The following is a 24,793-nucleotide window of genomic DNA, read 5'->3' as shown; positions in this document are numbered from 1 at the left end:
ATAAATAATAGTAATTACCATTAGTATTTTTATAATGTAATTTTGATATTTACTAATGATAGAAAGGATTAAATTGATGAAGATAACTAAAAAAAGATTATACGGAAAGCTAGATGTATCTAACAAAGGAATAGCCCTTATAAAAGAAGATGAAATATTTGTAAAAGTAGTTGGATGGAAAAATTACTGGATTAGTAATTATAGCAGGCTATTAGAATTTGATGAAAAAGCTAATTGTTATAAGATAGTTAAGTTATATCAAGATAAGAGCGAAAGCAATCATCAATATTATTATAGACAATTAAATCCAAATAATAAAGTTAATAAAAAAGAGCCCACAAAACAATTTCTCCATAGATTAACAGCAAAAGCATTTTGTCAAAATGATAATCCTAGTATTAAAACAGAGGTACATCATATTAAACCATTTAATCCTAATAAAAAATGTGAAATTAATAATCGGGCAGATAATTTGCTTTGGGTAGAGCCTAAAGTACATAGAATGTTAGATGATATTGATTATATAGTAATAACAGATAGTAACAATAAAACTAAAAAGTATTCTAATCCATTAGAGGCATTTAAAAGTATTGGTATGAATGAAGATATATTTTATCAAGATGTAGTATGTAAGTATGAACCATTAATCACTAATCATGAAATGAAATACACTAAGTATAATATTTGTATTTCTGGAGAAAAAAAGAAGATATATTTAATTACGATTTATTCAAAGGAAATGAAAGGTAATAAAACAAATTATGTTATAGGTGATTTTGCAAAAAGTGCAAAAGACGAAATTCGAAAGTATGGAGAGGTAAGAAAACATAATTAATAGATTCCTTAACTTAAACGCACTTATTAGACTCAAATTTCATTTAAAATAAAAAAGGTGAACATTTTATCAAGCAAAGTAATTTGATTGAAATTTGAACATTAGAGTACGTTAAAGTATTAGGAGTTGGTATTGTAGAGTGATAAAAAAATAAGAGATAAGCTAATTTAGCTTACCTCTTTATAGTTTAATGGATTTCGTAATTTTCTTCTTCTTGATAATCAGCTACTATGGATTTAATGTCTTTTACTTTGATAGTGGATTCGTTATCTAGTGTTGGAGTATAGCTTTTTACATATGTTGTTAATGCTAAATAACCATCAAAATAATCGCTTGTTAGATAATTAGCATATGGTTCACCATCTCTAGGGTAAATACTAACAGTAGCATAACCTCTTGTATAGCCACCAAATCCGTTTTGAGCTGAGTAGTCGAATAATACTGTCTGTATGTCTTCAAAAGTTGTTCCGTCACCATATTCAATATCTCTTGTTCCAGCTTTAATACTATGTATTTGTATTGATTCAGGATTTACTAAGCTATCCTGTAATAAAATCCATCCATAAACAGCCATTTCTTTATCTGTTAAAGTACCATCAGTTACAGTAACTTTACATGTATATTTCTTTTTGTTAACTGTGGCAGTAATAACAGTAGTACCTTTTTTTCTTGCATAAACTCTTCCTTTAGCTGATACAGATGCTACTTTTTTGTCACTTGAAGTCCATTTAACTGTAGATTTAGTGCCCCATACTTTAAGTGTGACACCTTCTTTTACTCTTAGTTGAACTTCTTTTTTACTAATTTTCACTTTAGATGTTTGCGCTTTAGATGCCTGCGCTACGATTTGATTAGATTGCATTAGAATTGGTATAACTAAGGTTATTATCATTGCTAATGAAAGAATTGTGATTAGTTTTCTGATTATTTTCATAATGCTCTCCTTTGTATGTAATAATAAGAGTATTATAGCACATTCTAAATTCAATTTCCAGTATTTTGATAAATTGGTAAATAGTAGAATAGTTATGATTTAGTAAAAGGTAAAATATCGAAAAAAACATACATTTTCTAATCTGAATAGCGTTTATTTTCTTCATACGACTATACGTATAATAATTTAATACTATTCGTCTAGAAATACAATATAGATGATACTTTTACGACAATATTTTATTTATATATGCGACAATGATATTTAATTAAAAATCTATATTGTCTATTACTGTTCTTTATGAATAGTTATTTTGTAACGACAAATAACTTGATAACTAATTAAATTAATGATTCTGATATTAGTGTGTCATAAACGATTGTTTTTGACACACTTTAGTAAGTGACGTAAAATCAAGGATTGTAGAGATTAAAAATGTGTCAAAAAACGTATCAGTATCTATTTACATTTTGAAACGTTTATGATACAATACAGACATCATATACATAAGGAGTGATTTTCATGCTATTAGCATATGCAAGAGTATCAACAGATGAACAGAACCTTGATAGACAAATTGATGCATTAGTGAAATACGGAGTAGATAAGCGCAACATCTACATGGAAAAGATAACTGGTACTAAAAGAGAACGTGAACAACTAAACAAAATGATTTCTGAACTACAAGACGGTGATACGGTAATAATTACAGACTTAACACGTATAAGTAGAAGTACAAAGGATTTGTTAGATATCATAGAGCAGATTAAGAGTAAGAGAGCTAGCATTAAAAGTATTAAAGATACTTGGCTAGATACCACTACAGATAATCCGTACAATGACTTTCTATTAACTGTAATGAGTGGACTAAGTCAATTAGAGAGAGATTTAATATCACAAAGAACAAAAGAAGGTTTAGCATCTGCAAAGGCAAGAGGGAGAAATGGGGGAAGACCTAGCAAACAAAATGAAAAAGGTGAAACTGTAAAGGTTTTATATAGTAGTGGAATGAAGATAGTCGATATTGTGAAACAAACTGGATTATCAAGGAGTACAGTAAATAGAATAATTAAAAAAATATAGTAAACAGGCATAAAAAGAATTAAATTAACATGATTAAAAGAAGGATAGAATAACAATGAATGACGATAATAACAAAAGATATTGTGGGCGTTTTAATATGTCAGCTAGAGAATTCCAAAACTATAAAGAATGGAAAAAGATTAGAGTAATACTTTATATCGTTGCAATGATAGGTAGTTCGATTTTTATTGATAGAATAAGTTTATGGTTTATATTAACCATTTATTTAATGTTTAAAATAGGTCATGAACATAAATGTGAAGAACAATGGATTAAGGATGGTTCAATTACTAAAGAAGATTTAAAATAGCAGTAGCTTAAGTCAGAGGATACATAACAGTATCCTCTTTTTTTAGTAGCAGGGGATATTAACACTTAAATGTAAGTTGTATTGATTAAATAATTAAATAGCTGATATTTTTTGATACTTGTTTTTATATATTAAGTACGACATTATAATTTGTATATTATGGATGAACAAAAAAATAAATTAAGTATTGCAATTTATTAATATACCTGTTATAATAATGTTCGTTCGTAAGATAATATCTAGCGAAGAAATTGGCAAAATATCTAGTTCATATATGATTAGATTGCCTAATTTAATAGGTTTTTTGCAGTCGTGGCGGAATTGGCATACGCGCTAGACTAAGGATCTAGTCCGGGTTGACTGGGTACGGGTTCAAGTCCCGTCGACTGCAGTAATTAGAATAGGAGTTTCAGAGTTTTATAAACTTTGAAGCTCTTATTTTTTTGTAAATATATATAGTATTTAAAATGAGAGAATATTAGATGAGAAACAATAAAGAAACAGACTTATTAGATATATTGAATGAGTATTTTGTTTATTTTGACAATTGACAATGAAATAAATTATATATAAAATTATTATATAAATATAAAGGCAAACTCCTTGAAAAGGGATGTACGCAAAGCTATAGGGCCTTCATCTGAATAGATATGGTAGCCAGTTATTATATTCATATTTTGCGTACACTTTTAGTGTACTTTTTTTGTGTAGAAAATTCACACACTTTAGTAAAGAACAGTTATTAAACTACATTATATGACTGTATCAAAAGAAAGTACCTTAAGGAGTTATCCGAAGTACAGGTTTTTTGATACTGCTCAAATAGTGTAGTTTTTTTGTTATTCAAATGCAATTATATAGTTTAAATGAATTTAGTAACAGCTTAGGCATGTATTAAATTTAAGATAATACGGTGTAGCATATAATGGATAGTGTAAAATATTTTGTGTAAATAAAAATAGAGAAGTTCCATCTGACATGGTAAAATGTTTAACGACGAAGAAAAACATAACCAAGAAAGAAGGACTTCCCTATGACTAATAATAACAAAAATCAAAAAGAAAATCTAGACTTAAACTCTTTTTTTGAAGAGTATATTCTTGGTCTATTAAAACAAACCATGGAAACCTTGATGAAGGAAGAACTCACTAACATTCTCCAGTACAGTAAATATAGCTACGAAGGACATGGTACTGGCAATTCACGCAACGGATACTATACCCGTAATTATGAAACCAAATACGGTCTGATTGAGAATCTTAAAATTCCTCGTGACCGTAATAATGAGTTTGAACAACAACTCATTCCACCATATGCAAGAAGAGATGATTGGCTAGAAACCATGATCATCCGCATGTATGCAAGTGGAGTATCTACACGTGAAATTGCTAACATCATTGAAAAACTTTATGGAAATTCTTATAGTGCGGCTACAGTAAGTAATATCACTGATGTTGCTCTTGAAGAAATTGAACAGTGGCATAAGCGTCCTCTAAAGAAGAGGTACAGTGTCATTTATATTGATGCTTTACATCTTAAATTAAGAAGAGATACAGTATCAAGTGACGCCGTTTACTTCATTTTAGGTGTCGATGAAGATGGATACCGTGAAGTATTAGACTTCTTTATCGGTGTAAATGAAAGCGCTTATGTTTGGGAGGATAATCTTCGCCAGATAAAAGAACGAGGCGTAGATGAAGTTCTCCTCTTCGTCATGGACGGTCTCTCTGGACTTGACGATGCTGTTCATAGAGTATATCCAAAAGCGGATATTCAACGATGTATTGTCCATAAAGTTCGTAATGCAATTCGTAGTGTTCGTAAGAAAGATATCAACGATTTTACAGCTGATTTAAAAGTTGTATACGAATCTCCAAACCTAGAGCAGTGTAGAGCAGCTTTAGACGAATTTGCTGTTAAATGGAGTAAATCTTATAAACGTGTAGTGGAATCCTGGTTAAATGACGAGGACTTATTCACATACTATAAATACCCTGTTTCTATGCGAAAATCCATCTATACAACGAATTGGATCGAGCGCTTTAATAAAGAAGTACGTCGTCTTGTAAAAACTAAGGATGCACTACCCACAGAAGACGCATGTAGTAAACTCGTTTATTATAAAGTGATTTCTTATAATGAATCATGGTCTACAAGAAAGCTTAGAGGCTTTGCTTGTTCATCAGATAAACTTCAGGATATGTTTACCGAAAGGTACGCATAAACTATTTACACAAAATTATTGACACTACCATATAATGACGAATGAAACTATATTGTTAACAAATAATAATGTATTCCTTCTAAGACATAACAATTCTTGATTATATATGTTGCGAAAATAGATGTATTCGCTTAGAAATGGAGGTAAATATGAAGAAAATATTATTTAAACAAATAGTCATTGGATTGAGCATTATAGCTGGTATAGTGTCTGTTTTGTCTTTGGGGATAATTTTTTCAATACAAAGCAAAGCGGTAATACAAGATTTAGAAGAGATCATTGAGCAAGTCGAGAGTACATACGATACTAGTAAGTTAGAGGTAGAAGAGAAAAAAATACTGTTTCAAAATGATTATTTAAATAGGGCATACGCAGTCGACTTTATTTTAAATCAAGATATTAATCAGAGTTATACTATTTCAAAACTAAAAAAAATAGAACAGCTGATGGAATTGGAGTCAATCAACCTCATAGATGATGAAGGAAACATAGTTTTTAGTAGTGAGGAGGAATATGTCGGTTTAAATTTCAAGGATTATCATGAAGACTTTCCTTTTTGGGAGCTGATTGAGAATAAGGATTCAAATGCAAATGTAGTGACTCTTGATACCGATACGATATTGGAACAAGAGGATCCGATATATATAGGAATAAAATCAAGCTCAGAAAAATATTCTGTTGTACAAATAGAAATCGATTCCAGTAAGTTACGAGTTTTATTAAAAGCTAGCACGATTGGATCAATTGTGGATGCTACGCCAAGTTTATATGAAATGGCAGTATTCGTAGTAGATAGAAGCAGTGGAGAAGTAGAAGGAATGACAAAAAATAATGAACGCGACTTGCATTTAGAAAATGTAAATACAAAGGAAGCGTTCATATCTGTGCTGGATAGTGGCAAAGATGGTAAGCTTATTAGGATTAATGGTTCTATGAAATATTTAAAAACTAAAGATTTGGGGAATAAGATTTTATGTGCTTATGCACAAATGGATTTAGTATATAGAACCGTGTTAATACAATTTGTTGCTTTTCTTAGCGCTTTTTTGGTGATAATTGCATGTATATGGATGATGCTAATGTACTATTTAAAAAAATACATATTAAAAGATCTTTATTCCATTGCGTCTAACATTAAAATTTTGATAGATGGAAATTATGACATTACATTTGAGACGATACATAATACAGAGTTTAAGAAAATATGTGAAATATTGAATGACTGGAAAGATAGTTATAAATCTAGAGCTCAAAGAATGACACGAATCATTAATGCTATTAATAGTCAGGCTGCAATATTTGAATGTCTATATTCAATTAATCAGTGTTTTTTCTCTGATAATATTAAGGATATTTTAGGTGTAGAGGATGATATATGGAATCAAATGAAAAATTCACCGGAACAATTTGAAAAGTATATAAATACATTAACTTCTTCTGCTGATAGTGAAGATAATATAATTCGGGTAAATGATAGATTTATAAGTATTGCTTCATATCATTTTAAAGATGAATTTTATGGAATGATCCTTGATAAAACCAAGGATGTAGAACAGAAGATGAGAATTCAGCAAGACCTCCAAGAAAAACTTCAGGAAAAACAAGAAGAGTCTGAAACTGACCCATTAACTAAGTTGGCTAATAGAGCAGGTCTAGAAAAGAAAGTAAAAAAAGCATTGGAAAACTCTCCTGGAAAAGGGATTATGATTATCTTTGATTTGGACAATTTTAAAACAATCAATGATACACTTGGACATCCAGAAGGAGATAAAGTACTTAAGAAATTTGCAAATTGTTTGAGATCCTGCTTTAGAAAAAATGATATTGTTGCAAGGATGGGCGGAGATGAATTTGCGGTTTTTATAGATATGAACATGACTGTGCATGAGATAACTGTTAAGATCGAGTCTATACTACAAATTATTCGAAGAGAATTAAAAGATTATTATAAACGTTATAAGCTTTCAACAAGTATTGGAGTAGCATATGTAGATAAAGTTTCTAGTAATTATGAAGACTTGTATAAGAGCGCAGATGTTGCATTATATGTTGCGAAGAAGTATGGAAAAGACGGATTTTATATCAATGATTATAATATTAGTAATAAGAAATATTAGTGTATTTATAGAACCTAGGATAGTAGTGAAAATTGCTTAATTCATAATAGTCATATGGAAGAGTAAGGTGAATGAAGTTTTAAAGTATAAAAATAGCGTGGATTTTATGTCCACGCCTTTTTTTATTTTGTATTTTTAGCATTACTTTCTGAATTAAATTTATGCCCATATGATGTTGGGGTAGAGTCGCCGCTAACATAATTACTTGCATTTGACCCGGATTCACGATTGTTAATAACGGAATTCCCATTTCCTTTTCCTGCTTTTTTCTTATTGCTAGTAGTTGGATTCATGTTGTTCATATATATATTCTCCTTATTAAAATTAATGAGTATACTAAATCCTAGAATATCCTTAGATAATTTAAATATAGTATTAACCGTAGGGATCGCAAGTATACAAAAGAAATATTACTAAGCTACCATTAAGTAGAATGAAAATAAATGGTAAAAAATGCTCGTATTTATTCTTATCAATAAAATTGAAAATAAATGTATAAAATGGTATAATCTGAATAATATTTCAAAATTTTAGTATGTTATGGGGAGGGTTTAAATGAAAAAGAACTTAATGAGATTTATATTTAGTATTATGATACTAATTGGAGTTATGTTGCTGGCACAGACCAGTGCTCAAGCTGCATCGGAGATTGCGTCCTCGGGATTTACTATGGACAGCTCTACAAAGAGTACTATTTTTGAATTTGAAATGCCTAAAGATGGAAAAGTTAAAATTAATATTGATGTAAAGGAGCGAGATAGCGTTCCGGGTAGCTTAACAATCACAATTCAGAAGGGTTATTCTGAATCCTCAGAAAAAATTAAGGAATTTACAGATATAAAATCGGACAGTCCTGTTACTGATGCGGAGATAGCATTAAGTAGGGGTAAATATTATATCAGCTATAAGTTAACAAATGAAATGGGGGATTTAACAGATACTGCTTTATGGGTAAATCTAAAAGTGGAATTACTACCTACCATACCAGTTAATATAGCAAAGTTAAAGGTGAATAGTATTACTTCTCTAAAAGGATTTACGAAAAAGGGATATGAAGTACTTAAGTTTGGTGATGCCGATATGGATTTGGTTATTCCTTTCACCGTAAAAAACGGTGGTGGAATATATATTTCTATGGGAGTAAAAGATTATGGATTTAATTCCATAGAAGGTACGATATATAAAGATAAAGAATGTAAGATACCTGTTGGAAAAAGCTTTGTACTGAAAGAAAGAGATGAATTTGTAGATTATGTGCGAACATTATCTGGTAAGGGTACCTATTATATTAAGTTTACTATGGACAGCAATGAGTCTATGGGAGAAACTGCATTTTTTATTAAATTGTATGATCTAAATGGTAATAATAGAGTTATATCGGAAGGTAAAACGACGATTGCGTATCAAGATAAGGCAAATCAAAAAATATTATATATGATAACGACAAAATCAACATGTATATTGGTAGTTAATGTGAATCCTCTTGATAATTCCGAGGGAGGAATGGCAACATTTAGTTTACTGGATAAAAATAAGAAGGTAATATCGAAAAGTAGTAAGCTCTATAACAAACTGACAGAGGATGGCACTGAATTTGGGGAGATACAAAAAGTTTATACCGTGCCGGCAGGGACTTATTATATACAGGTAACTGCCTCTAGCAATGTATATCAACTAGAAAGCTTTTTCCTTAACGTAGAGTCGAATGCTGGAAAAAGTAAAGAAAAGGCTAGAGTTATGAAGGTTCAAGAAACTGTAGGAAAAGGTTATTTGACTAGTGCAGATAAAACTTCTAAGGTTGACTGGTATAAATTTACCCTAAATTCAGATCATTATGTACAATTATATATGGAATATAGTCTTGACGGAGCGTTTGATTTTGAAGTTTTAGATTCAAGTGGTAATGTAAAGTTTAAATACAGTGAGGAGTTGGATAGTAACGAAGGGAATTATAGTACTTGGTTTGGAAAAACATTCAAGAAAGGAACCTATTATATAAAAGTCTATAAAAGAGGAGGTTCCAGCTCGGTTAAATATAATTTTAAACTGTTCAATTATGATTATGGTAGTTATAATTAAACTTAGACTAATATATAGTAAGCATTTATAATGTCGAATTATTTAGTCAATGAGAGGTTAAGGGAGTGTTAAGCTCCCTTAACCTCTCTATAGTGTGCCCAGCATGGGCGCAATCTAATGGGTTAAAGTCCCTAACACAGCCTAGTAGTGGCAAGTGTATAGCCCAAGACAAGGGTGTCGTTCGTGAGGGCGAATCTGAAGGAAGTCCGTGGGCAAATCTCTGGTCTGACGAACAGAAATCACATACAAGGCATTAATTAAGGATAAGATTGCTATACAAATCGAAGTCCAATAACTACTCGAAATTAATTAATGTAAATGTGGCAGATAGATGGAGAGGAAGATTGCGTTCTTACCTGGGGAGGTCTTAGTGATACGTCATGGAAGTGAACTCTGAAATGACAACCCATGCAGTGATGTATGGCTGAACACTAAGAAGTCAGCAGAGGTCATAGTACCGGAGGTAGTCGACGACCTTTGGGAAGGACTGAACAATAGGAGGTTTTGAAAGTTTGAAAGAAACAAAGAAATGTGATGACAGCAGACAACTGAATACAGAATCAGGTCATTTGCAAAAGGATAGAGTGGAACTCGAAAGCTATGCAAAGGCGCCGAGCATTTCTATGACGTCGGATAACAGACAGAACGCCCGAAGAGAATATCACTATGGATTGCTAGAGAAAATCATTAGTAATGAAAATCTAAATGAAGCCTTTAAACGTGTAAAGAAGAATAAAGGAAGTCATGGAATCGACAAGATGGGAGTAGATGAACTTCTACCATATCTAAGAAGTCATGGCGAAGAGCTTAAGCAATCCATAGCAGATGGAAGTTATAAACCGAATCCCGTAAGAAGGGTAGAGATACCAAAGGATAACGGGAAAACAAGACCATTAGGGATACCAACTGTAGTAGACCGAGTGATACAACAGGCAGTATCACAAGTACTAACGCCAATCTTTGAGAAGAAATTTTCAGAGAATAGTTATGGATTTAGACCAAATCGAAACGCGCATCAAGCAATTCTAAAATGTAAAGAATACATGGATGAAGGCTATAAATGGGCGGTAGATATAGATTTAGAAAAGTACTTTGATACTGTCAACCACGATAGGTTAATTGGGCTGATTTATAAAGAAGTCAAGGATATACGAGTAATCGGACTGATAAGGAAGTATCTAAATGCAGGAGTGATGGAAAAGGGATTAGTAAGTGCTACTGTAGAAGGGGTGCCTCAAGGTGGGAACTTATCTCCACTATTAAGTAATATCATGTTGCATGAACTAGATATGGAATTAGAACGAAGAGGACTTAAGTTCTGCCGTTATGCAGATGATTGCAATGTATACGTGAAATCAAAGAAATCAGCAGAGCGAGTTATGAAAAGTATCACGGAGTTTATAGAAAAGGACTTGAAGCTTAAAGTTAACAAAGAGAAAAGTAAGGTAGACCGACCATGGAAACTAAAATATCTAGGATATACCTTTTACAATAAGAAAGGTGAAATGGGAATAAGAGTACATCAAGTTTCTGTTAAGAAGTTAAAAGGAAAACTTAAGAGTATCACTGGAAGAAGTAATGCAATGAGTATGGAACTCAGAGCTATTAAACTAAAACAATTAATTGTTGGCTGGATAAGTTACTTCAAACTAGCAGATATGAAAGGTACTTTACGAGAACTTGATGAGTGGCTAAGAAGACGTTTACGTCTTTGTTACTGGAAACAGTGGAAAAAGATTAAAACGAAACATGATAACTTAGTTAAACTAGGGGTAGAGAATTGGAAAGCATGGGAACATGCGAATACAAGGAAAGGCTACTGGAGAATCTCCAATAGCCCAATCTTAAATTCAACTCTTACCAATAAATATATTAGAGAACAAGGTTTTATAACACTTAGTGAAAGATATTCGCAAATAAGGTAATCTTATTGAACCGCCGTATACCGAACGGTACGTACGGTGGTGTGAGAGGACGGAAATTCAATTAATGAATTTCCTCCTACTCGATTGATATATGCGGTTTTGCATTAGTTAAAATAAATGCGAGATGATAAAAATCAAACGAAATTTGTTGAGGTAATTAAGATGGAAATAAGAAAATATCAGGAAAAGGATTGTGAAGCGATCACTCAATTATTCTTTGATACAGTTCATACTGTAAATGCGAAAGATTACTCGAAAGAGCAATTAGATGCATGGGCGACGGGTAATATTGATATGGATGCATGGAACACTTCGTTTTTAGAACATTATACTGTTGTGGCAATAGAAAATGATATCATTGTTGGTTTTGGCGATATGGATAAATCGGGATATCTTGACCGCCTTTATGTTCATAAAGATTTTCAAAAGCAAGGCATAGCAACTGCAATTTGCAACGTTCTTGAAGAACAATGTGATAATAACAATTTTACAACCCATGCGTCAATTACAGCAAAACCTTTCTTTGAAAGAAGAGGCTATCGTGTTATCAAGGAGCAACAAGTAGAACGTTTTGGACAAAGGCTTACAAACTATGTCATGAAAAAGTAGAAGAGAGTATAAATAATATTAAAAGAATTTCTATGAAAAACTATCGATATGTACTGAAATTAAAAGTTTTATCTTGATAACAAACCAAAATTGCTGCTGTAAATTTTTATGGCAGCATTTTTGTTGGAAAATATTAGTTGACAAATCAAAGAACTGTTATTATAATGATATCAAAATGATATCATTATAATATAATCCAATGGAGGAAACATTTATGAGTCATCAGGAAGAAAGCATTAGTAAAGTTAATGTAATTGAAGAAAAAGAAATTAGGCCAATGGGTGGAGGAATTATACTTTTACTTGTAGTGGCGGGATTTGTACTATCTATTGTAACTTTTGTTTTAGGTATAATAAATATTGATTCGGGAAATTCAGTAGTGGGTGGTACTTTATTGACCTTTGGCATTGTTTTATTTATTGGATTGTGTTTTACACCAAGTGGATTCCATATACTAAATCCTAACGAAGCATTAGTTCTGACCTTGTTTGGTAAGTATTATGGTACAATTAAAAAAGAGGGATTTTATTTTACAAATCCATTTGCAAGCGCGATAAATCCAGTTAGAGGTCAAGTAGCGAATATTAATATTGCAACAGGAACTTCAGGAACTTCCGCAGGTGCAAGTATTCCTTCGATGTCAGGTAAGAAAATATCCACTAAGACATTAACCCTTGATAACGAGAAGCAAAAAGTAAACGATGTGCTAGGGAATCCAATTATTATTGCAGCAGTTGTAATTTGGAGAGTAGCTGATCCTACAAAGGCTGTATTTAGCGTAGATAATTATAAGACATTTTTATCAATTCAATGTGATTCGACAATTCGTAATATCGCAAGATTATATCCTTATGATACGATGGAAGATGATGCAGATGAAAAGACACTTCGTGGTAGTAGTCAGGAAATCGCTGAAAGTATGAGACAAGAATTGCAACAACGCGTAAAAGAAGCAGGTCTTGAAATAAAAGAAGTTAGAATAACTCATTTATCATATGCCGAAGAAATTGCAGCAGCAATGCTTCAAAGACAACAAGCAGTTGCCATTATAGCAGCTCGTCAAAAAATTGTGGAAGGTGCAGTTAGTATGGTTAAGATGGCAATTGACCAACTAGGTGAAGAAGAAATTGTTGTTTTAGATGAGGAAAGAAAAGCGGCTATGGTAAGTAATTTACTTGTAGTTTTATGTGGGAATAAGGATGCCCAGCCAATTGTTAATAGTGGATCGATTTATTAGGAGTATTTGTCTTTAATAGTTACTAGTTAATAGTTAGAATATCCGCTTTGTCTTTAAGGTCCAAAATTGAAAGGCGTAGGTATAAGATGGAAGATAATATTATTGCTAAGGAAGAAAAACTTAAGGCTAGACTCGAAAGCATTAAGGAAATGGAAAAAGAGGTAGCAAAAAGAGAAAAAGCCCTGAAAGAAAAAGAAAAGTCAAAAAAACAAGTTCTTCTACGGCTCTCACCAAGTCTTTGGAATGAGTTAGCATCTTGGGCGGAAGATGATTTTCGTTCTATCAATGGACAGATAGAATATTTGCTAGCCGAATGTGTTCGCCAAAGAAAAAATAAGTAATAAGTTGCTTCAATTGTTAGAGATATGTTCTAGCAATTGGAGCTATTTATATATTTTTAATTTAATTTTATTTACATCAAAACTTTAAAATATATTCTTTCCCTTCGTAAATATTCGTACCACAATTGCATTCATAGGGGATATCCTTTACATAGGAAAAGCCTAGCTTTTTTAATATATTCCCAGAGGCAGGATTTTCCCCTGCATGTCTACCTATTATTTCAGGTATTCCTAATATTTCTATTGCAAAACGCAGGATTTCACTCATGGCTTCCGTTGTATAGCCAAAACCCCATGCTTTTTTACCTAAGTTATAAGCAATTTCAAAATTCTGATATTCTTCCTCAAAATAGATAATACCAGTTCCAAGAAGTTCTTGGGTTTCTTTTAATACAAAAGCCCATCGATACCAATCATTAGATTCAATTTTAGAAATTTCTTTTTCAACCCATGCAATTGTTTTGCTAATTTCGTTGTGGCTGGTCCATAGCATATATTTAGCTACATCTGGATCACTTTCCCAGCATTCATATACATCCTTTGCATCTTCCAAGCAAAATGGTCTTAGGATTAATCGTGTTGTTTCTAGTATAGGTGTATTCACAAAAGTCCTCCCATCGTATTAATTTTATATATAATAAAACAAAAAGAAAGAAGTTACTATATAATTTTAAATAATTATAAAATAATGGAAAGAATATATCCTTATAGAGAATTACCATGTTATAATAAAGCTATATTTTTAACTAGTAGATAAAATATAGGAGTGGCTATAATAATAAAATAATATGAAAAATAGCTAGACGCCTTATTGTTATATTGAAGATATTAAGATAATATTTTTGAGTTTATAAATTTGCATATGGTTTAAATCATCATATTTCTAAGTGAATTATAAAGATTGAGGTTATTATGATTATAAGTGCAAGCAGAAGAACAGATATACCAAACTATTATTCCGATTGGTTTATTAAAAGGATGGAAGAAGGATTTGTATATGTAAGAAATCCTATGAATCCGCATCAGATTAGTAAGGTGAGCTTAAAGAAAGAGCTTGTGGATTGCATTGTATTTTGGACAAAAAATCCTAAAAATATGATACCTAAATTAAAGAAATTAAAGGATTATCCGTTCTATTTTCAGTTTACATTAACCGGTTATGGGAAGGATGTTGAACCAAATTTACCTTCCAAACGAGAAGAGTTGATATCTACATTTATTGGATTGTCAAAACTTATTGGGCGCGAGAAGGTAATCTTAAGATACGACCCCATTTTTATTAATGAAACATATACCGTAGACTATCATAAGAAGGCATTTGGGGAGATTACTGAAAAATTAAGTCCGTATACCGAAAAAGTTATCTTTAGTTTTATGGATTTTTATACAAAGACATTACGCAATACGAAACATTTAAACATTAGAGAATTAACAATTAATGATATGAAAGAAATCGCAAAGTCTTTTTCTGAAATAGCACAGAGAAATCACTTAGCAATCGAAACTTGTGCAGAAAAGATTGAGTTAAATGAGTTTCAAATTGGACATGCTAAGTGTATTGATGATAAATTAATCCAGCGAATTTTAGGATGTAAATTAGATATTCGTAAAGATGGAAATCAACGGTTGGAATGTGGATGTGTGGAGAGTATTGATATTGGAGCATATGACACTTGTAACAATGGATGCTGTTATTGTTATGCGAATGTAAATGATTTAAAGGTAAAAGAAAATAATCAAATATATGATATAAATTCACCTCTACTTTGTAGTAATGTAAATGAAGGTGATCAAGTTTTTGAGAGAAAGGTGAAATCCTTTAGAGTAGAGCAATTAAGTTTGTTTGATAAAATTTAACTTATCAAAGAAATATACATCTTCATAAGAGAAGGTAAGATAACCTTGTATTACATGGATAATCAAAACTCTGATATAGTAGCAAGCTGTTAATTTTTACTTAATAATAAAAAAATATTTGAAAGAAAATCCATATCAAAATATGGCATCATGCTTGATAGAATATTTTAAATCATTATAGGTAAACTACTTTTGAGAGCTGAAATTTAGTCTCTAATGGTATAGTATCATAAACCGATATACGCATATAATGGGAGGCGAAAAGTGATGCCAAATAATAATGACCGAACAAGCTTACCAATGATGGCGCTGGATGATATACCAGAACCAACTGCAGATGCAAAAGAAATTGTCGCTTTAGTAAAAGATAGCGGACGTGTTACGGGGTACCAATTATCCGATGGACGTGTACTAGATAAAGAAGAAGGTGTAGAATGCGCGAAACAAGGAGGTATACAAGGTGTTGGAGTTGCCTCAAGAAATGGGAATGAATATTTAAAATCTTTACCGGATGGAAAAGAAGAGAACAATTTAAGTAATTTACCTTCAATTTCAGCAAAAGATAGTTTATAAAATCATGAGATGTTACAATAAGAAACTTAAAGGAAGGATCATATTGTAGCATCTCTTTTATTTATGTTTTTCTATGTTTATTTATGTTTTTCTATGTTTAGTTAGTTGAGAAGCATTTTACTGGTATAATTCCGTGTCTTTATTATTAACCAGTATTTCAATCTGGACTTATTAAAAAATATGAAACTGGTTATTGTAAGCATATCAGATTTGCTCTAGTATAGACAGCATACATATATATATCTTTCTACAAGAGTTTTAAGAAGAGAATGAAAGAGGTGCTTCCTATGCAAAAAAGAGTTGTAGCAATTCATGATATATCCTGCTTTGGACGTTGTTCCTTAACAGTAGCATTACCAGTGTTATCAGCAGCAGGTATAGAAACAAGTATTATACCTACCGCAGTTTTATCCACCCATACTGGTGGTTTTACAGGATTTACTTACAGGGATCTTACCGATGATATTCTACCAATTGCGAATCATTGGAAAACAATAGATATTGGTTTTAATGCCATTTACACTGGTTACTTAGGATCTTTTGAACAATTAGATATTATCGCAAAAGTTTTTGATTTATACGAAAATGAAGGAACTTTAAAATTTGTAGACCCAGTTATGGCAGACCATGGAAAGCTTTATTCTACATTTTCACCAGATTTTCCGAAGGGAATGGCTAAATTATGCGCAAAGGCGGATGTTATTGTACCAAATATGACTGAAGCTGTTTTAATGCTTAATGAGGAATATATAAAGGGCCCATATACAAAGGAATATATTGAACAGTTACTTGTAAAGTTAGGTGAGCTAGGCCCAGAAAAAGTTGTTTTAACAGGTGTTTACTTTGATGAAAGTCAGATTGGCGCTGCAACTTATGATAAGAAGACGAAAGAAATTAATTATATTTTCCATGACAAGATACCAGGATCTTATCATGGTACAGGAGATGTATTTGGTAGTTACCTATTAGGTGCTTTATTAAATGGATTTGATTTAAATAAGGCAACTGAAATAGCGGTAAACTTTACGACCCAGGCGATCCAGCGTACCTATGAAGCAAAAACAGACAATCGTTTTGGTGTTAACTTTGAATATAGCTTAGGAGATTTTGCAAAGCTTATGAACCCTAGTAAGTCAGATGAAAACGAGAAATAGGTGATTAATAATGCTTTCCACATTAAAAACATGCCCTCTATTTGCGAATATGACAGATGAGGATATTAACGATTGTTTATTGTGTAGTGGTTCAGAAGTTATCAACTATAATAAAGATGAGAGTATATTCTATCAACAAGATGAACCTAAATATCTTTATATTCTTTTGGAGGGGGTTGTTGATGTATGCAGTGATACGGTGGCTGGTAAGCGAGTAATTATCACATCAATAAATCAAAAAGGAGAGATATTTGGTGAAGTATTTCTATTTTTGAATCATAAGAATTACGATAATTATGCGATTGCAGTGGTTCCATCGAAGGTTTTATTAATACCTGGAAGTTATTTTTATCATAGATGCGCTAAAAATTGCATTTACCATAACTTATTAATATCAAACATGCTTTCAATTCTTTCCCAAAAGGCATTCTATTTGAATCGAAAATTACAGATTATGTCCAGCAGTTCGTTACGGCAAAAGATTGCACGAGTTCTTTTACAAAATGTAAAAGAAGATGGAATGGTAGAACTAGGGATGAATCGAGAAGAATTAGCTGATTTCTTAGGTGTTGCAAGGCCTTCTTTATCTCGAGAATTAATGGATATGCAAAAGGACGGTCTAATTAGAACAAATCGAAAAGTAATTCAAATCCTAGATCAAGATGAATTACAACAATATTTATAAGTTAAAAAACAAATAAATAAAAAGTTTCGTAACATATGTTACGGAACTTTTTTTGTTTCACTGTTACTATATTTACAGAAGCAAATACAAAAGATTTTAGACGAGAAGTCTAGTAATAAACAAAAAATAAAACATAGGAAGGTGATTTACTATGAGTAAAAAAGTAACAGATAAAGTAACATGGGTCGGAAAAATTGACTGGGATTTAAAGAAATTTCATGGAGACGAATATTCAATCGATAGAGGTTCTTCCTATAATTCTTATTTAATTCGAGATAAGAAAGTAGCTTTAATCGATACGGTGTGGCAGCCATTTGATAAAGAGTTTGTATCAAGGCTAAAGCAAGAAATTGACTTAAAAGAAATTGATTACATTGTTGCAAATCATAATGAAATTGACCATAGTGGCGCTCTTCCTGAGTTAATGAGAGAAATTCCTAACACCCCTATTTATTGTACAGCAAATGGCGCAAAAATTATTAAAGGGCATTATCATGAGGATTGGAATTTCGTTATTGTAAAAACAGGCGACACCTTAGATCTTGGAACGAATAAACTCATTTTTATTGAGGCTCCAATGTTACACTGGCCAGATACGATGTTTACATATCTTACTGGTGAAAATATTTTATTTAGTAACGATGGTTTTGGTCAACATTATGCGTCTGAATTACTATTTAACGATAAAGTGGATCAGGGTGAATTATATGAGCAGGCAATGAAATACTATGCGAATATCTTGACACCATTTAATACATTTGTGAAAAAGAAAATAAATGAAATTTTAGCGTTAAATTTACCAATCTCTATGATCTGCCCGAGTCATGGAGTTATTTGGAAGGATAATCCAACACAAATTGTTGAGCAGTACTTAAGATGGGCTGATAATTACCAAGAAGATCAAGTTACCTTTGTTTATGACACAATGTGGAATTCCACTAGAAAAATGGCGGAAGCCATGGCAGAAGGAATTCAAGAAGTGTCTCCAGCTACTAAAATAAAGTTAATGAATTCATCAAAAGATGATAAAAATGATATTCTTACCGAAGTATTCCGTTCAAAAGCAATCTTACTTGGTTCCTCAACTATCAATAATGGATATCTATTCTCAATTGGTGGAATATTAGAAATGATAAAAGGATTAAAACTAAAGAATAAAAGTGCAGTAGCGTTTGGTAGCTATGGATGGGGTGGTGAAGCTGTAAAACAATTAACAAAAGGTCTTCTTGAATGTGGTTTTCATATTGTTAATGACGGATATCGCTCTCAATGGGTCCCAGATGATACAGAACTAAATAATTGCAAAGAATATGGAAAACAATTTGCAAAGGCTGTCTTGAAATAAATTATATAGTTAAAAAAGTTGTAAGGAGGCGATAAAATGAGTGCTGAAATTAATAATCGTGAATTTAGAAAAGAAAAATTAAAAGAAATTATATCGCAGTTACACGAAGGTAAAAGTGTAGAAGAAGTTCGTGATATATTTGCTACGATATTTCATGGAGTATCAGCTGATGAAATTTCACAGGCGGAGCAAGCTCTAATATCCGAAGGGCTACCCATTACGGAAGTTCAACGCCTATGTGATGTTCATGCGTCTGTTTTTAAAGGTTCTATTGAGGAAATTCACCAACCTAAAGAAGAATCAGACATTCCTGGTCATCCAGCATATGTATTAAAACAAGAAAACAGGGCGTTAGAAAAGCTTATTCATGAGATTAAAAATCAATTATCAAACTTACCAGCCAATGAAAGCGTTGATGCACTTGCAAAGCAGTTTGAGAATCTTTTTGAAATTGACCGTCATTATAAGAAAAAAGAAAATATATTCTTTCCTTATATGGAGAAGTATGGAATTACAGCGCCACCTATGGTAATGTGGGGTGTTGATGATGAAATCCGTGAGCAACTAAAAGAAATAAAAGCTAAGATTGAAAAGGAAGACTTGAATGAGTTAAAAAATTATATTGAAACGGTATTGCATCGTATAGAAGAAATGATTTTTAAAGAAGAGAATATTCTTTTACCAATATTGCATGAAAATCTGACCATAGAGGAATGGGTACAGATTGCAAAGGATTCTGTTGAGTTTGGTTATTGTTTATTGGACCATGTTCCTGAATGGAAGCCTACAATTAAGGAAAAACAAGAAAAAGAAGAATCTAATGAAGCAAACAATACAGAAGTGGAAGGCACTATTAAAATGCCTACAGGGGTATTAAATGTGGAGGAATTAGTTCGTATCTTTGATACACTTCCAGTGGATATTACCTTTGTTGATAAGAACGATACTGTAAAGTATTTTTCACAAGGGAAAGAACGAGTTTTTCCAAGAACAGTATCTGTCATAGGCCGAAATGTATCAAATTGTCATCCACCAGCAAGCGTACACATTGTTGAAAAGATAGTAGAAGATTTTAAGACAGGAAGAAAAGATCGCGAGGATTTTTGGCTTCACTTAGGAGATAAATATATACTAATTAGTTATTTTGCTGTTCGTTCTGATAGCGGCGATTACCTTGGAGTATTAGAAGTTACACAAAATATAAAATCCATTCAAGAAATCACTGGGGAAAAGAGATTGGTTTCTGAATAGTTCATATAGATTCATTTTAAGAGGGATGTAGCGATTCTAACTTTGCTACAGCCCCTTTTTGTACCCAAAATGAAACAAAGTAATTAAAACAAGGATATAAGTCGAATACTCTTATTTTTAGGGTAACTTGTAGTAAAAAATTGGGTATTTTTATGTCGTAAATGATAGTATACTGGATTTGTGAATCATTATAATTTGCCAGAAAGAGAAGGTGTAGTCGTATGAGGGATGGGAAATCGATGCGCAGACAGGCAATACAAAGCAAGATGATGAAACAAAATACAGATAGGAATAATCAAAAAGAACGTAAAAAGAAAGAAAAAGAGGAAGGTCTTTTACAAAAGAAATTAAGGATAGGAATTAAAATTAAATTAATTGCGGCATTTATGATTCCTGTAGCCTTTATTGTGATATTGGGATCAATTTCATATCAAAGTGCTAAAAAAGCAGTAATTGAAAAGTATGAAAGTGCTTCTTTAACTGCCGTTGATATGACCGCAAAATGTATCGAAATAATAACGGATACCGTTAATTCCAAAGCAATTCAGGTGTTGACTAATACAGAAGTAACGAATCTGTATCAAGGGATTTATAAGGTGAACTCTACAGATGCAATGTCTTCCTTACGAACCATTAATACGAATTTATTAACCTTAACGGCAAGCGAGGATTATATTTATGCCATGACAATTGTTTCTCCTTTGGCATCGACAGCCTCTACACTTGGAACATTAAATTCCTTTGACTATAATGATTTTATGGAGAGTGAAGAATATCAAGTTGGAGCGAGTTCAGGCAGTAATAATGCCTGGATTGGTAAACATACATATCTTGATAAGATTGCTGAAAAGGATACTAATATGTATTCTTTATCATTGATGAGAAAATTAAGTAAAGGTGATGGTTACTTATTTATCGATTTAAAATTAAATAATATTTTAAGCCTTTTAACTGAAGTGGATGTAAGCGATGATGCTAAAATTACATTAATAACGAGAGATGGCAGAGAAATTAAAGCAATGGACGAAGATAAGTTATCAGTTAGCAATTTGGGTATATATCAAGAGCTAATGCTTGATAATGAACTTGATAAAGGATATGAATACACAGATATCAACGGAGAAGATTACTTATTCTTGTATTCAAAGGTGGGAGAAACAGGATTAATGCTTTGTGGTTTAGTACCGAAAGCAACTATTTTAGCGGCTGCAACGAATATCAAGAATGTAACAGTGGGTATTGTTATTCTTGCGGCTATCATAGCGATTCTCATTGGAGTATTCATATCTTCCGGTATCGCTAAGACAATTAATAAACTAGCAAGTGGTATGCAAAAGGCTTCCGATGGTGATTTGACATTTTTAATGGATGTAAAGAGAAATGATGAATTTCAGTTACTCTCTAATAGTACAAATCAGATGTTAAAAGGCGTAAAGAGTTTGATTGAGCAAGCAATTGGAGTTAGTAAGCAAGTTACAAATTCTTCGGGAATATTAAATCATAGCGCTGACGAACTTTTAGCAACAAGTACAGATATTAATTTTGCAGTGTAAAGTATCGAATCAGGAATTATTGAACAAGCAGAGGATACCAATAATTGTTTGAATAAAATGGTCTTCCTTTCAGAACGTATTGAAGAAGTATGTGATACGATAACCCAAATAAAGAATATAATAGGAAAAACCCAGGATATAGCTCAAAGTGGTAAATCCTCCATTGAAACTTTAAGAGAGAGAACGACGGAAACAAAACAAGCAACGGCTATTTTAACGGAATCTATGATAGCTCTTGAAAAGCAATCCTCTATGATAGAAACCATCGTAAAAGTAATCAATGAAATTGCGGAGCAAACGAATCTACTATCGTTAAATGCTGCAATTGAGGCTGCTAGAGCAGGGGATGCTGGAAGGGGTTTTGGGGTAGTTGCAAGTGAAATAAGAAATCTTGCTACAAAAACCCTAGAAGCATCTACAGAGATTAAGGATATCATTGGTGATATTCAAATGTATATGAAAAATGTTGTGCAAACCACAAATAAAACGGATAAAATAGTTATGGCTCAAGAGATAGCTATGAATTCCAATGTTGAGATGTTTAATAATATTACAGACTTTGTTTTAGACATCGCTCATGACTTAGAGAATATTACAAATGGCATGGGTAATATCGAACTTGCTAAGAATGATACACAAAGGGCAATGGAATCAATTGCGGCAGTGGCTGAAGAAACAGCAGCAACTACAGAGCAAGTAACTTCTACAATTGTACAGCAAAAGGAGATGATTCATAAGTTAAATGAGGAGTCGGAAAGTCTAAATCGAAATGTTGGGATGTTAGATACAGCCATTAACATATTCAAGATATAATGTAATAGTTGTTTCGAAATTATTGGAAAGAATGAGTGTCGTAGTTTATCTCTCATTCTTTCTTTTTTTTATGATATAAATTACGTCCTATTATTTAAAATCGCTCCGCTAAGGATGCGCAGTTACGCCCGCGGAACAAAAGGTGTGCTATATAAGTAATTGCTCGGGAGAGTATGCGAAGCGCAATTTTTATTCTTAAGGAAAGTCGATAAAAACAGATAGAAAGCTGATAAAACCGATAGAAAGCTGATAGAAGGGGCTATCATGAATGCTTTTTACATTATTGGTAATTATAGAGAGTAATGCGTATTTACCATATAAAAATTAGTAGGAGTTAATATCATGAAATTAAGCCTTCGAGAGCATATTTTTAATATAGAAAAAGCACATAAGAAACGAAGACAAGTAGATCCATATCAGCAAAAATATCATGTCATGCCTCCAGTCGGTGGAATATATGAACCTAGTGGACTTTGTGACTGTGATGGTGATTACTATGTATTTATTCAGTATTCACCAATGGATATTGATAGAAATGGACAGTGTTTTTCATTATATAAAAGCAGAGATTTGCTTCATTTTATGTATGTTGGAGTGCCTATTATAGCGGATCAAAATATTGATAAAGATGGAGTATTTTCCGGAAGTACCCTTATGATAGGCAAGGAAATGTATTTTTATTATACAGGCAAAGTGATACAACAAGCTGAGAGTAATGAACTAGAAAGATATGAGTTCAATACAATAGTTGTTAAAGTATCTAAGGATTCATACTTTAATGATGTGTACTCAGATAAGTTAGTTGTCTTAAAGAGTACAGATTATAATGAAATGGCTTCTGGTAGAGTCTGTGGTCCTAAGGTTTGGCAGGAAAATGAAGCACACTTTATGGTGCATGCTGTAAGGTTAATCAATGGGGGTGGAATGATACTTTTCTTTACTTCTAAGGATAAGATAAAATGGGAATATAAGAAAAAACTAGATGTGAAAGAAGAGTTTGATATATTTGAGTGTCCTGATTTTTTTTATTTAGATAATAAACCAATACTGAGTATTAACATGCTAAATGATCCATCTCAGGATCAATCTATGAATAGTTTTAGAAATGATGTGAAAAGTAATGTGGAATATATTACTAGAGTTAATAAAACAAGTGATGATTATAAAGTGGGATATTATTTTATAGAAGGTAAATCCATAGATGATTATGTGTTGGGGGAGTTTCATGAATGGGATAAAGGGTTTGATTTTTACGCTCCCCAGACCTTTATGGATAGAAACGAACGTGTGATTATGATTGCTTTAATGGGGATACCTAATAATCTGTATATAAACCCGACGAAGGAACTTGGATGGCAGCATTGCTTAACAATACCCAGGGAATTAGCTCTTAAGGAGGGAAAGCTATTTCAAAGCCCTATTAAGGAATTTGAAATGCTTCGAAAAAATGGCCAGTCAGAAATTATTAAAGAAGAATTAGAAGTAATACTTAAAAATACTTCTGAAATCATACTTTCATACGCAAAAGAGAGTAGAGAATGTAACGTTGACATTAATAATATATTGAAACTTATCTATGATAGAAAGAAACAAAAATTCTCAATGAAATTTGTAGGTGGAATGGGCTATGGAAGGTCAAAACGAGAAATCCGATTAAAGCATTTAAGTGAAATACGTATTTTACTAGATTCCTCCTCTGCCGAGATATTTTTAAATGATGGGGAAGAGGTATTAACTACTAGGATTTTTAAAAGAGAAAAAGAATATGTGGTAAAGGTTAGAAGTAATTCTGCAAGCTTGAAATGGTGGGATATTGAAATCTAACTAGGCAATTGAGATTTATGGAGTGTTTGAGCTTTATTGGATGC

Annotated in this window: 22 protein-coding genes, 1 tRNA gene and 1 riboswitch; of the genes, 20 read left to right on the top strand and 3 right to left on the bottom strand. The window is 32.1% G+C overall.

The window, feature by feature from the left end:
- Nucleotides 1-76: 76 nt before the first annotated feature.
- Entirely contained in the window at nucleotides 77-835 is a 759-nt protein-coding gene (locus BN4220_RS02550; RefSeq protein WP_066713159.1) for an HNH endonuclease signature motif containing protein, read from the top strand.
- A gap of 187 nt (nucleotides 836-1,022) precedes the next feature.
- Here the strand turns inward: BN4220_RS02550 and BN4220_RS02545 are convergent, their stop codons facing one another.
- The gene (locus BN4220_RS02545; protein WP_066713157.1) at nucleotides 1,023-1,769 is read right to left on the bottom strand and encodes an Ig-like domain-containing protein; all 747 of its coding nucleotides are present in this window, start codon (nucleotides 1,767-1,769) and stop codon (nucleotides 1,023-1,025) included.
- A 522-nt stretch (nucleotides 1,770-2,291) separates the two neighbouring features.
- Here BN4220_RS02545 and BN4220_RS02540 point away from each other — a divergent pair.
- From BN4220_RS02540 to BN4220_RS02520, 5 genes are all read left to right on the top strand, one after another.
- Nucleotides 2,292-2,852, top strand: a complete 561-nt coding sequence (locus BN4220_RS02540; RefSeq protein WP_066713155.1) for a recombinase family protein — start codon at nucleotides 2,292-2,294, stop codon at nucleotides 2,850-2,852.
- Nucleotides 2,853-2,907: 55 nt separating this feature from the next.
- Nucleotides 2,908-3,162 carry a hypothetical protein gene (locus BN4220_RS02535; protein WP_066713152.1) on the top strand — a complete coding sequence of 85 codons (255 nt, stop codon included), beginning with the start codon at nucleotides 2,908-2,910 and terminating at the stop codon, nucleotides 3,160-3,162.
- 306 nt (nucleotides 3,163-3,468) lie between these two features.
- A tRNA-Leu gene (locus BN4220_RS02530) sits at nucleotides 3,469-3,553 on the top strand.
- Between the two features lie 192 nt (nucleotides 3,554-3,745).
- Nucleotides 3,746-3,831: riboswitch (cyclic di-GMP riboswitch) on the top strand.
- Between the two features lie 364 nt (nucleotides 3,832-4,195).
- A complete protein-coding gene (locus tag BN4220_RS02525) occupies nucleotides 4,196-5,386 on the top strand; it encodes an IS256 family transposase (protein ID WP_066713149.1) in 1,191 nt (396 codons plus the stop codon).
- A gap of 149 nt (nucleotides 5,387-5,535) precedes the next feature.
- Complete coding sequence (locus BN4220_RS02520) at nucleotides 5,536-7,503, top strand: GGDEF domain-containing protein (protein ID WP_066713146.1); 1,968 nt, start codon at nucleotides 5,536-5,538, stop codon at nucleotides 7,501-7,503.
- Nucleotides 7,504-7,625: 122 nt separating this feature from the next.
- Here BN4220_RS02520 and BN4220_RS02515 read toward each other — a convergent pair whose 3' ends face one another.
- Entirely contained in the window at nucleotides 7,626-7,805 is a 180-nt protein-coding gene (locus tag BN4220_RS02515) for a hypothetical protein (RefSeq protein WP_066713144.1), read from the bottom strand.
- 253 nt (nucleotides 7,806-8,058) lie between these two features.
- Here BN4220_RS02515 and BN4220_RS02510 point away from each other — a divergent pair, with 253 nt between their 5' ends.
- The 5 genes from BN4220_RS02510 to BN4220_RS02485 all read left to right on the top strand — a co-directional run bounded on the left by BN4220_RS02510 (nucleotide 8,059) and on the right by BN4220_RS02485 (nucleotide 13,694).
- A complete protein-coding gene (locus tag BN4220_RS02510; RefSeq protein WP_066713142.1) occupies nucleotides 8,059-9,582 on the top strand; it encodes a hypothetical protein in 1,524 nt (507 codons plus the stop codon).
- 512 nt (nucleotides 9,583-10,094) lie between these two features.
- Nucleotides 10,095-11,507 (top strand): group II intron reverse transcriptase/maturase, encoded by a 1,413-nt coding sequence (gene ltrA, locus BN4220_RS02500; protein WP_066713136.1) that lies wholly within the window; start codon nucleotides 10,095-10,097, stop codon nucleotides 11,505-11,507.
- Between the two features lie 162 nt (nucleotides 11,508-11,669).
- Complete coding sequence (locus BN4220_RS02495) at nucleotides 11,670-12,116, top strand: GNAT family N-acetyltransferase (RefSeq protein ID WP_066713129.1); 447 nt, start codon at nucleotides 11,670-11,672, stop codon at nucleotides 12,114-12,116.
- Nucleotides 12,117-12,330: 214 nt separating this feature from the next.
- Nucleotides 12,331-13,353: an SPFH domain-containing protein gene (locus tag BN4220_RS02490; protein WP_066713126.1), complete on the top strand. Its 1,023-nt coding sequence runs from the start codon at nucleotides 12,331-12,333 to the stop codon at nucleotides 13,351-13,353.
- 149 nt (nucleotides 13,354-13,502) lie between these two features.
- Nucleotides 13,503-13,694, top strand: coding sequence for a hypothetical protein (locus BN4220_RS02485; RefSeq protein ID WP_066713992.1), 192 nt, complete (start codon nucleotides 13,503-13,505; stop codon nucleotides 13,692-13,694).
- A gap of 76 nt (nucleotides 13,695-13,770) precedes the next feature.
- On the opposite strand, the gene BN4220_RS02480 is transcribed toward BN4220_RS02485, so the two are convergent.
- Nucleotides 13,771-14,298: a GNAT family N-acetyltransferase gene (locus BN4220_RS02480; protein ID WP_066713124.1), complete on the bottom strand. Its 528-nt coding sequence runs from the start codon at nucleotides 14,296-14,298 to the stop codon at nucleotides 13,771-13,773.
- Between the two features lie 308 nt (nucleotides 14,299-14,606).
- Here BN4220_RS02480 and BN4220_RS02475 point away from each other — a divergent pair, with 308 nt between their 5' ends.
- The 9 genes from BN4220_RS02475 (at nucleotide 14,607) to BN4220_RS02435 (ending at nucleotide 24,749) form a co-directional block, all read left to right on the top strand.
- The gene (locus tag BN4220_RS02475; RefSeq protein ID WP_066713122.1) at nucleotides 14,607-15,551 is read left to right on the top strand and encodes a DUF1848 domain-containing protein; all 945 of its coding nucleotides are present in this window, start codon (nucleotides 14,607-14,609) and stop codon (nucleotides 15,549-15,551) included.
- Between the two features lie 267 nt (nucleotides 15,552-15,818).
- Entirely contained in the window at nucleotides 15,819-16,124 is a 306-nt protein-coding gene (locus tag BN4220_RS02470; RefSeq protein WP_066713120.1) for a DUF3892 domain-containing protein, read from the top strand.
- A 287-nt stretch (nucleotides 16,125-16,411) separates the two neighbouring features.
- The gene (locus BN4220_RS02465; protein ID WP_197467880.1) at nucleotides 16,412-17,278 is read left to right on the top strand and encodes a pyridoxamine kinase; all 867 of its coding nucleotides are present in this window, start codon (nucleotides 16,412-16,414) and stop codon (nucleotides 17,276-17,278) included.
- A gap of 10 nt (nucleotides 17,279-17,288) precedes the next feature.
- On the top strand, nucleotides 17,289-17,963 hold the full coding sequence (locus BN4220_RS02460; protein ID WP_066713116.1) for a Crp/Fnr family transcriptional regulator: 675 nt from the start codon (nucleotides 17,289-17,291) through the stop codon (nucleotides 17,961-17,963).
- 151 nt (nucleotides 17,964-18,114) lie between these two features.
- A complete protein-coding gene (locus BN4220_RS02455) occupies nucleotides 18,115-19,308 on the top strand; it encodes an anaerobic nitric oxide reductase flavorubredoxin (protein WP_066713113.1) in 1,194 nt (397 codons plus the stop codon).
- Between the two features lie 36 nt (nucleotides 19,309-19,344).
- Nucleotides 19,345-20,559, top strand: a complete 1,215-nt coding sequence (locus tag BN4220_RS02450; protein ID WP_066713109.1) for a DUF438 domain-containing protein — start codon at nucleotides 19,345-19,347, stop codon at nucleotides 20,557-20,559.
- A 221-nt stretch (nucleotides 20,560-20,780) separates the two neighbouring features.
- On the top strand, nucleotides 20,781-22,112 hold the full coding sequence (locus BN4220_RS02445; RefSeq protein ID WP_066713106.1) for a PDC sensor domain-containing protein: 1,332 nt from the start codon (nucleotides 20,781-20,783) through the stop codon (nucleotides 22,110-22,112).
- 57 nt (nucleotides 22,113-22,169) lie between these two features.
- Nucleotides 22,170-22,925, top strand: a complete 756-nt coding sequence (locus BN4220_RS02440) for a methyl-accepting chemotaxis protein (protein ID WP_066713103.1) — start codon at nucleotides 22,170-22,172, stop codon at nucleotides 22,923-22,925.
- 342 nt (nucleotides 22,926-23,267) lie between these two features.
- Nucleotides 23,268-24,749, top strand: a complete 1,482-nt coding sequence (locus BN4220_RS02435; protein ID WP_066713100.1) for a glycoside hydrolase family 32 protein — start codon at nucleotides 23,268-23,270, stop codon at nucleotides 24,747-24,749.
- Nucleotides 24,750-24,793 lie beyond the last annotated feature (44 nt).

It is taken from the genome of Clostridium sp. Marseille-P299 (assembly GCF_900078195.1).
Classification (GTDB): Bacteria; Bacillota; Clostridia; order Lachnospirales; family Lachnospiraceae; genus Lachnoclostridium.
This window is presented reverse-complemented; position numbering and strand designations above follow the sequence as displayed.

Coding starts and splice junctions, on each gene's coding strand:
- BN4220_RS02535 (WP_066713152.1), top strand. CDS start 2,908: ATGAATGACGATAATAACAAAAGATATTGTGGGCGTTTTAATATGTCA.
- BN4220_RS02525 (WP_066713149.1), top strand. CDS start 4,196: ATGACTAATAATAACAAAAATCAAAAAGAAAATCTAGACTTAAACTCT.
- BN4220_RS02520 (WP_066713146.1), top strand. CDS start 5,536: ATGAAGAAAATATTATTTAAACAAATAGTCATTGGATTGAGCATTATA.
- BN4220_RS02485 (WP_066713992.1), top strand. CDS start 13,503: ATGGAAAAAGAGGTAGCAAAAAGAGAAAAAGCCCTGAAAGAAAAAGAA.
- BN4220_RS02540 (WP_066713155.1), top strand. CDS start 2,292: ATGCTATTAGCATATGCAAGAGTATCAACAGATGAACAGAACCTTGAT.
- BN4220_RS02495 (WP_066713129.1), top strand. CDS start 11,670: ATGGAAATAAGAAAATATCAGGAAAAGGATTGTGAAGCGATCACTCAA.
- BN4220_RS02515 (WP_066713144.1), bottom strand. CDS start 7,805: ATGAACAACATGAATCCAACTACTAGCAATAAGAAAAAAGCAGGAAAA.
- BN4220_RS02510 (WP_066713142.1), top strand. CDS start 8,059: ATGAAAAAGAACTTAATGAGATTTATATTTAGTATTATGATACTAATT.
- BN4220_RS02455 (WP_066713113.1), top strand. CDS start 18,115: ATGAGTAAAAAAGTAACAGATAAAGTAACATGGGTCGGAAAAATTGAC.
- BN4220_RS02470 (WP_066713120.1), top strand. CDS start 15,819: ATGCCAAATAATAATGACCGAACAAGCTTACCAATGATGGCGCTGGAT.
- BN4220_RS02435 (WP_066713100.1), top strand. CDS start 23,268: ATGAAATTAAGCCTTCGAGAGCATATTTTTAATATAGAAAAAGCACAT.
- BN4220_RS02460 (WP_066713116.1), top strand. CDS start 17,289: ATGCTTTCCACATTAAAAACATGCCCTCTATTTGCGAATATGACAGAT.
- BN4220_RS02545 (WP_066713157.1), bottom strand. CDS start 1,769: ATGAAAATAATCAGAAAACTAATCACAATTCTTTCATTAGCAATGATA.
- BN4220_RS02550 (WP_066713159.1), top strand. CDS start 77: ATGAAGATAACTAAAAAAAGATTATACGGAAAGCTAGATGTATCTAAC.
- BN4220_RS02445 (WP_066713106.1), top strand. CDS start 20,781: ATGAGGGATGGGAAATCGATGCGCAGACAGGCAATACAAAGCAAGATG.
- BN4220_RS02465 (WP_197467880.1), top strand. CDS start 16,412: ATGCAAAAAAGAGTTGTAGCAATTCATGATATATCCTGCTTTGGACGT.
- BN4220_RS02450 (WP_066713109.1), top strand. CDS start 19,345: ATGAGTGCTGAAATTAATAATCGTGAATTTAGAAAAGAAAAATTAAAA.
- BN4220_RS02475 (WP_066713122.1), top strand. CDS start 14,607: ATGATTATAAGTGCAAGCAGAAGAACAGATATACCAAACTATTATTCC.
- BN4220_RS02490 (WP_066713126.1), top strand. CDS start 12,331: ATGAGTCATCAGGAAGAAAGCATTAGTAAAGTTAATGTAATTGAAGAA.
- BN4220_RS02440 (WP_066713103.1), top strand. CDS start 22,170: ATGGTCTTCCTTTCAGAACGTATTGAAGAAGTATGTGATACGATAACC.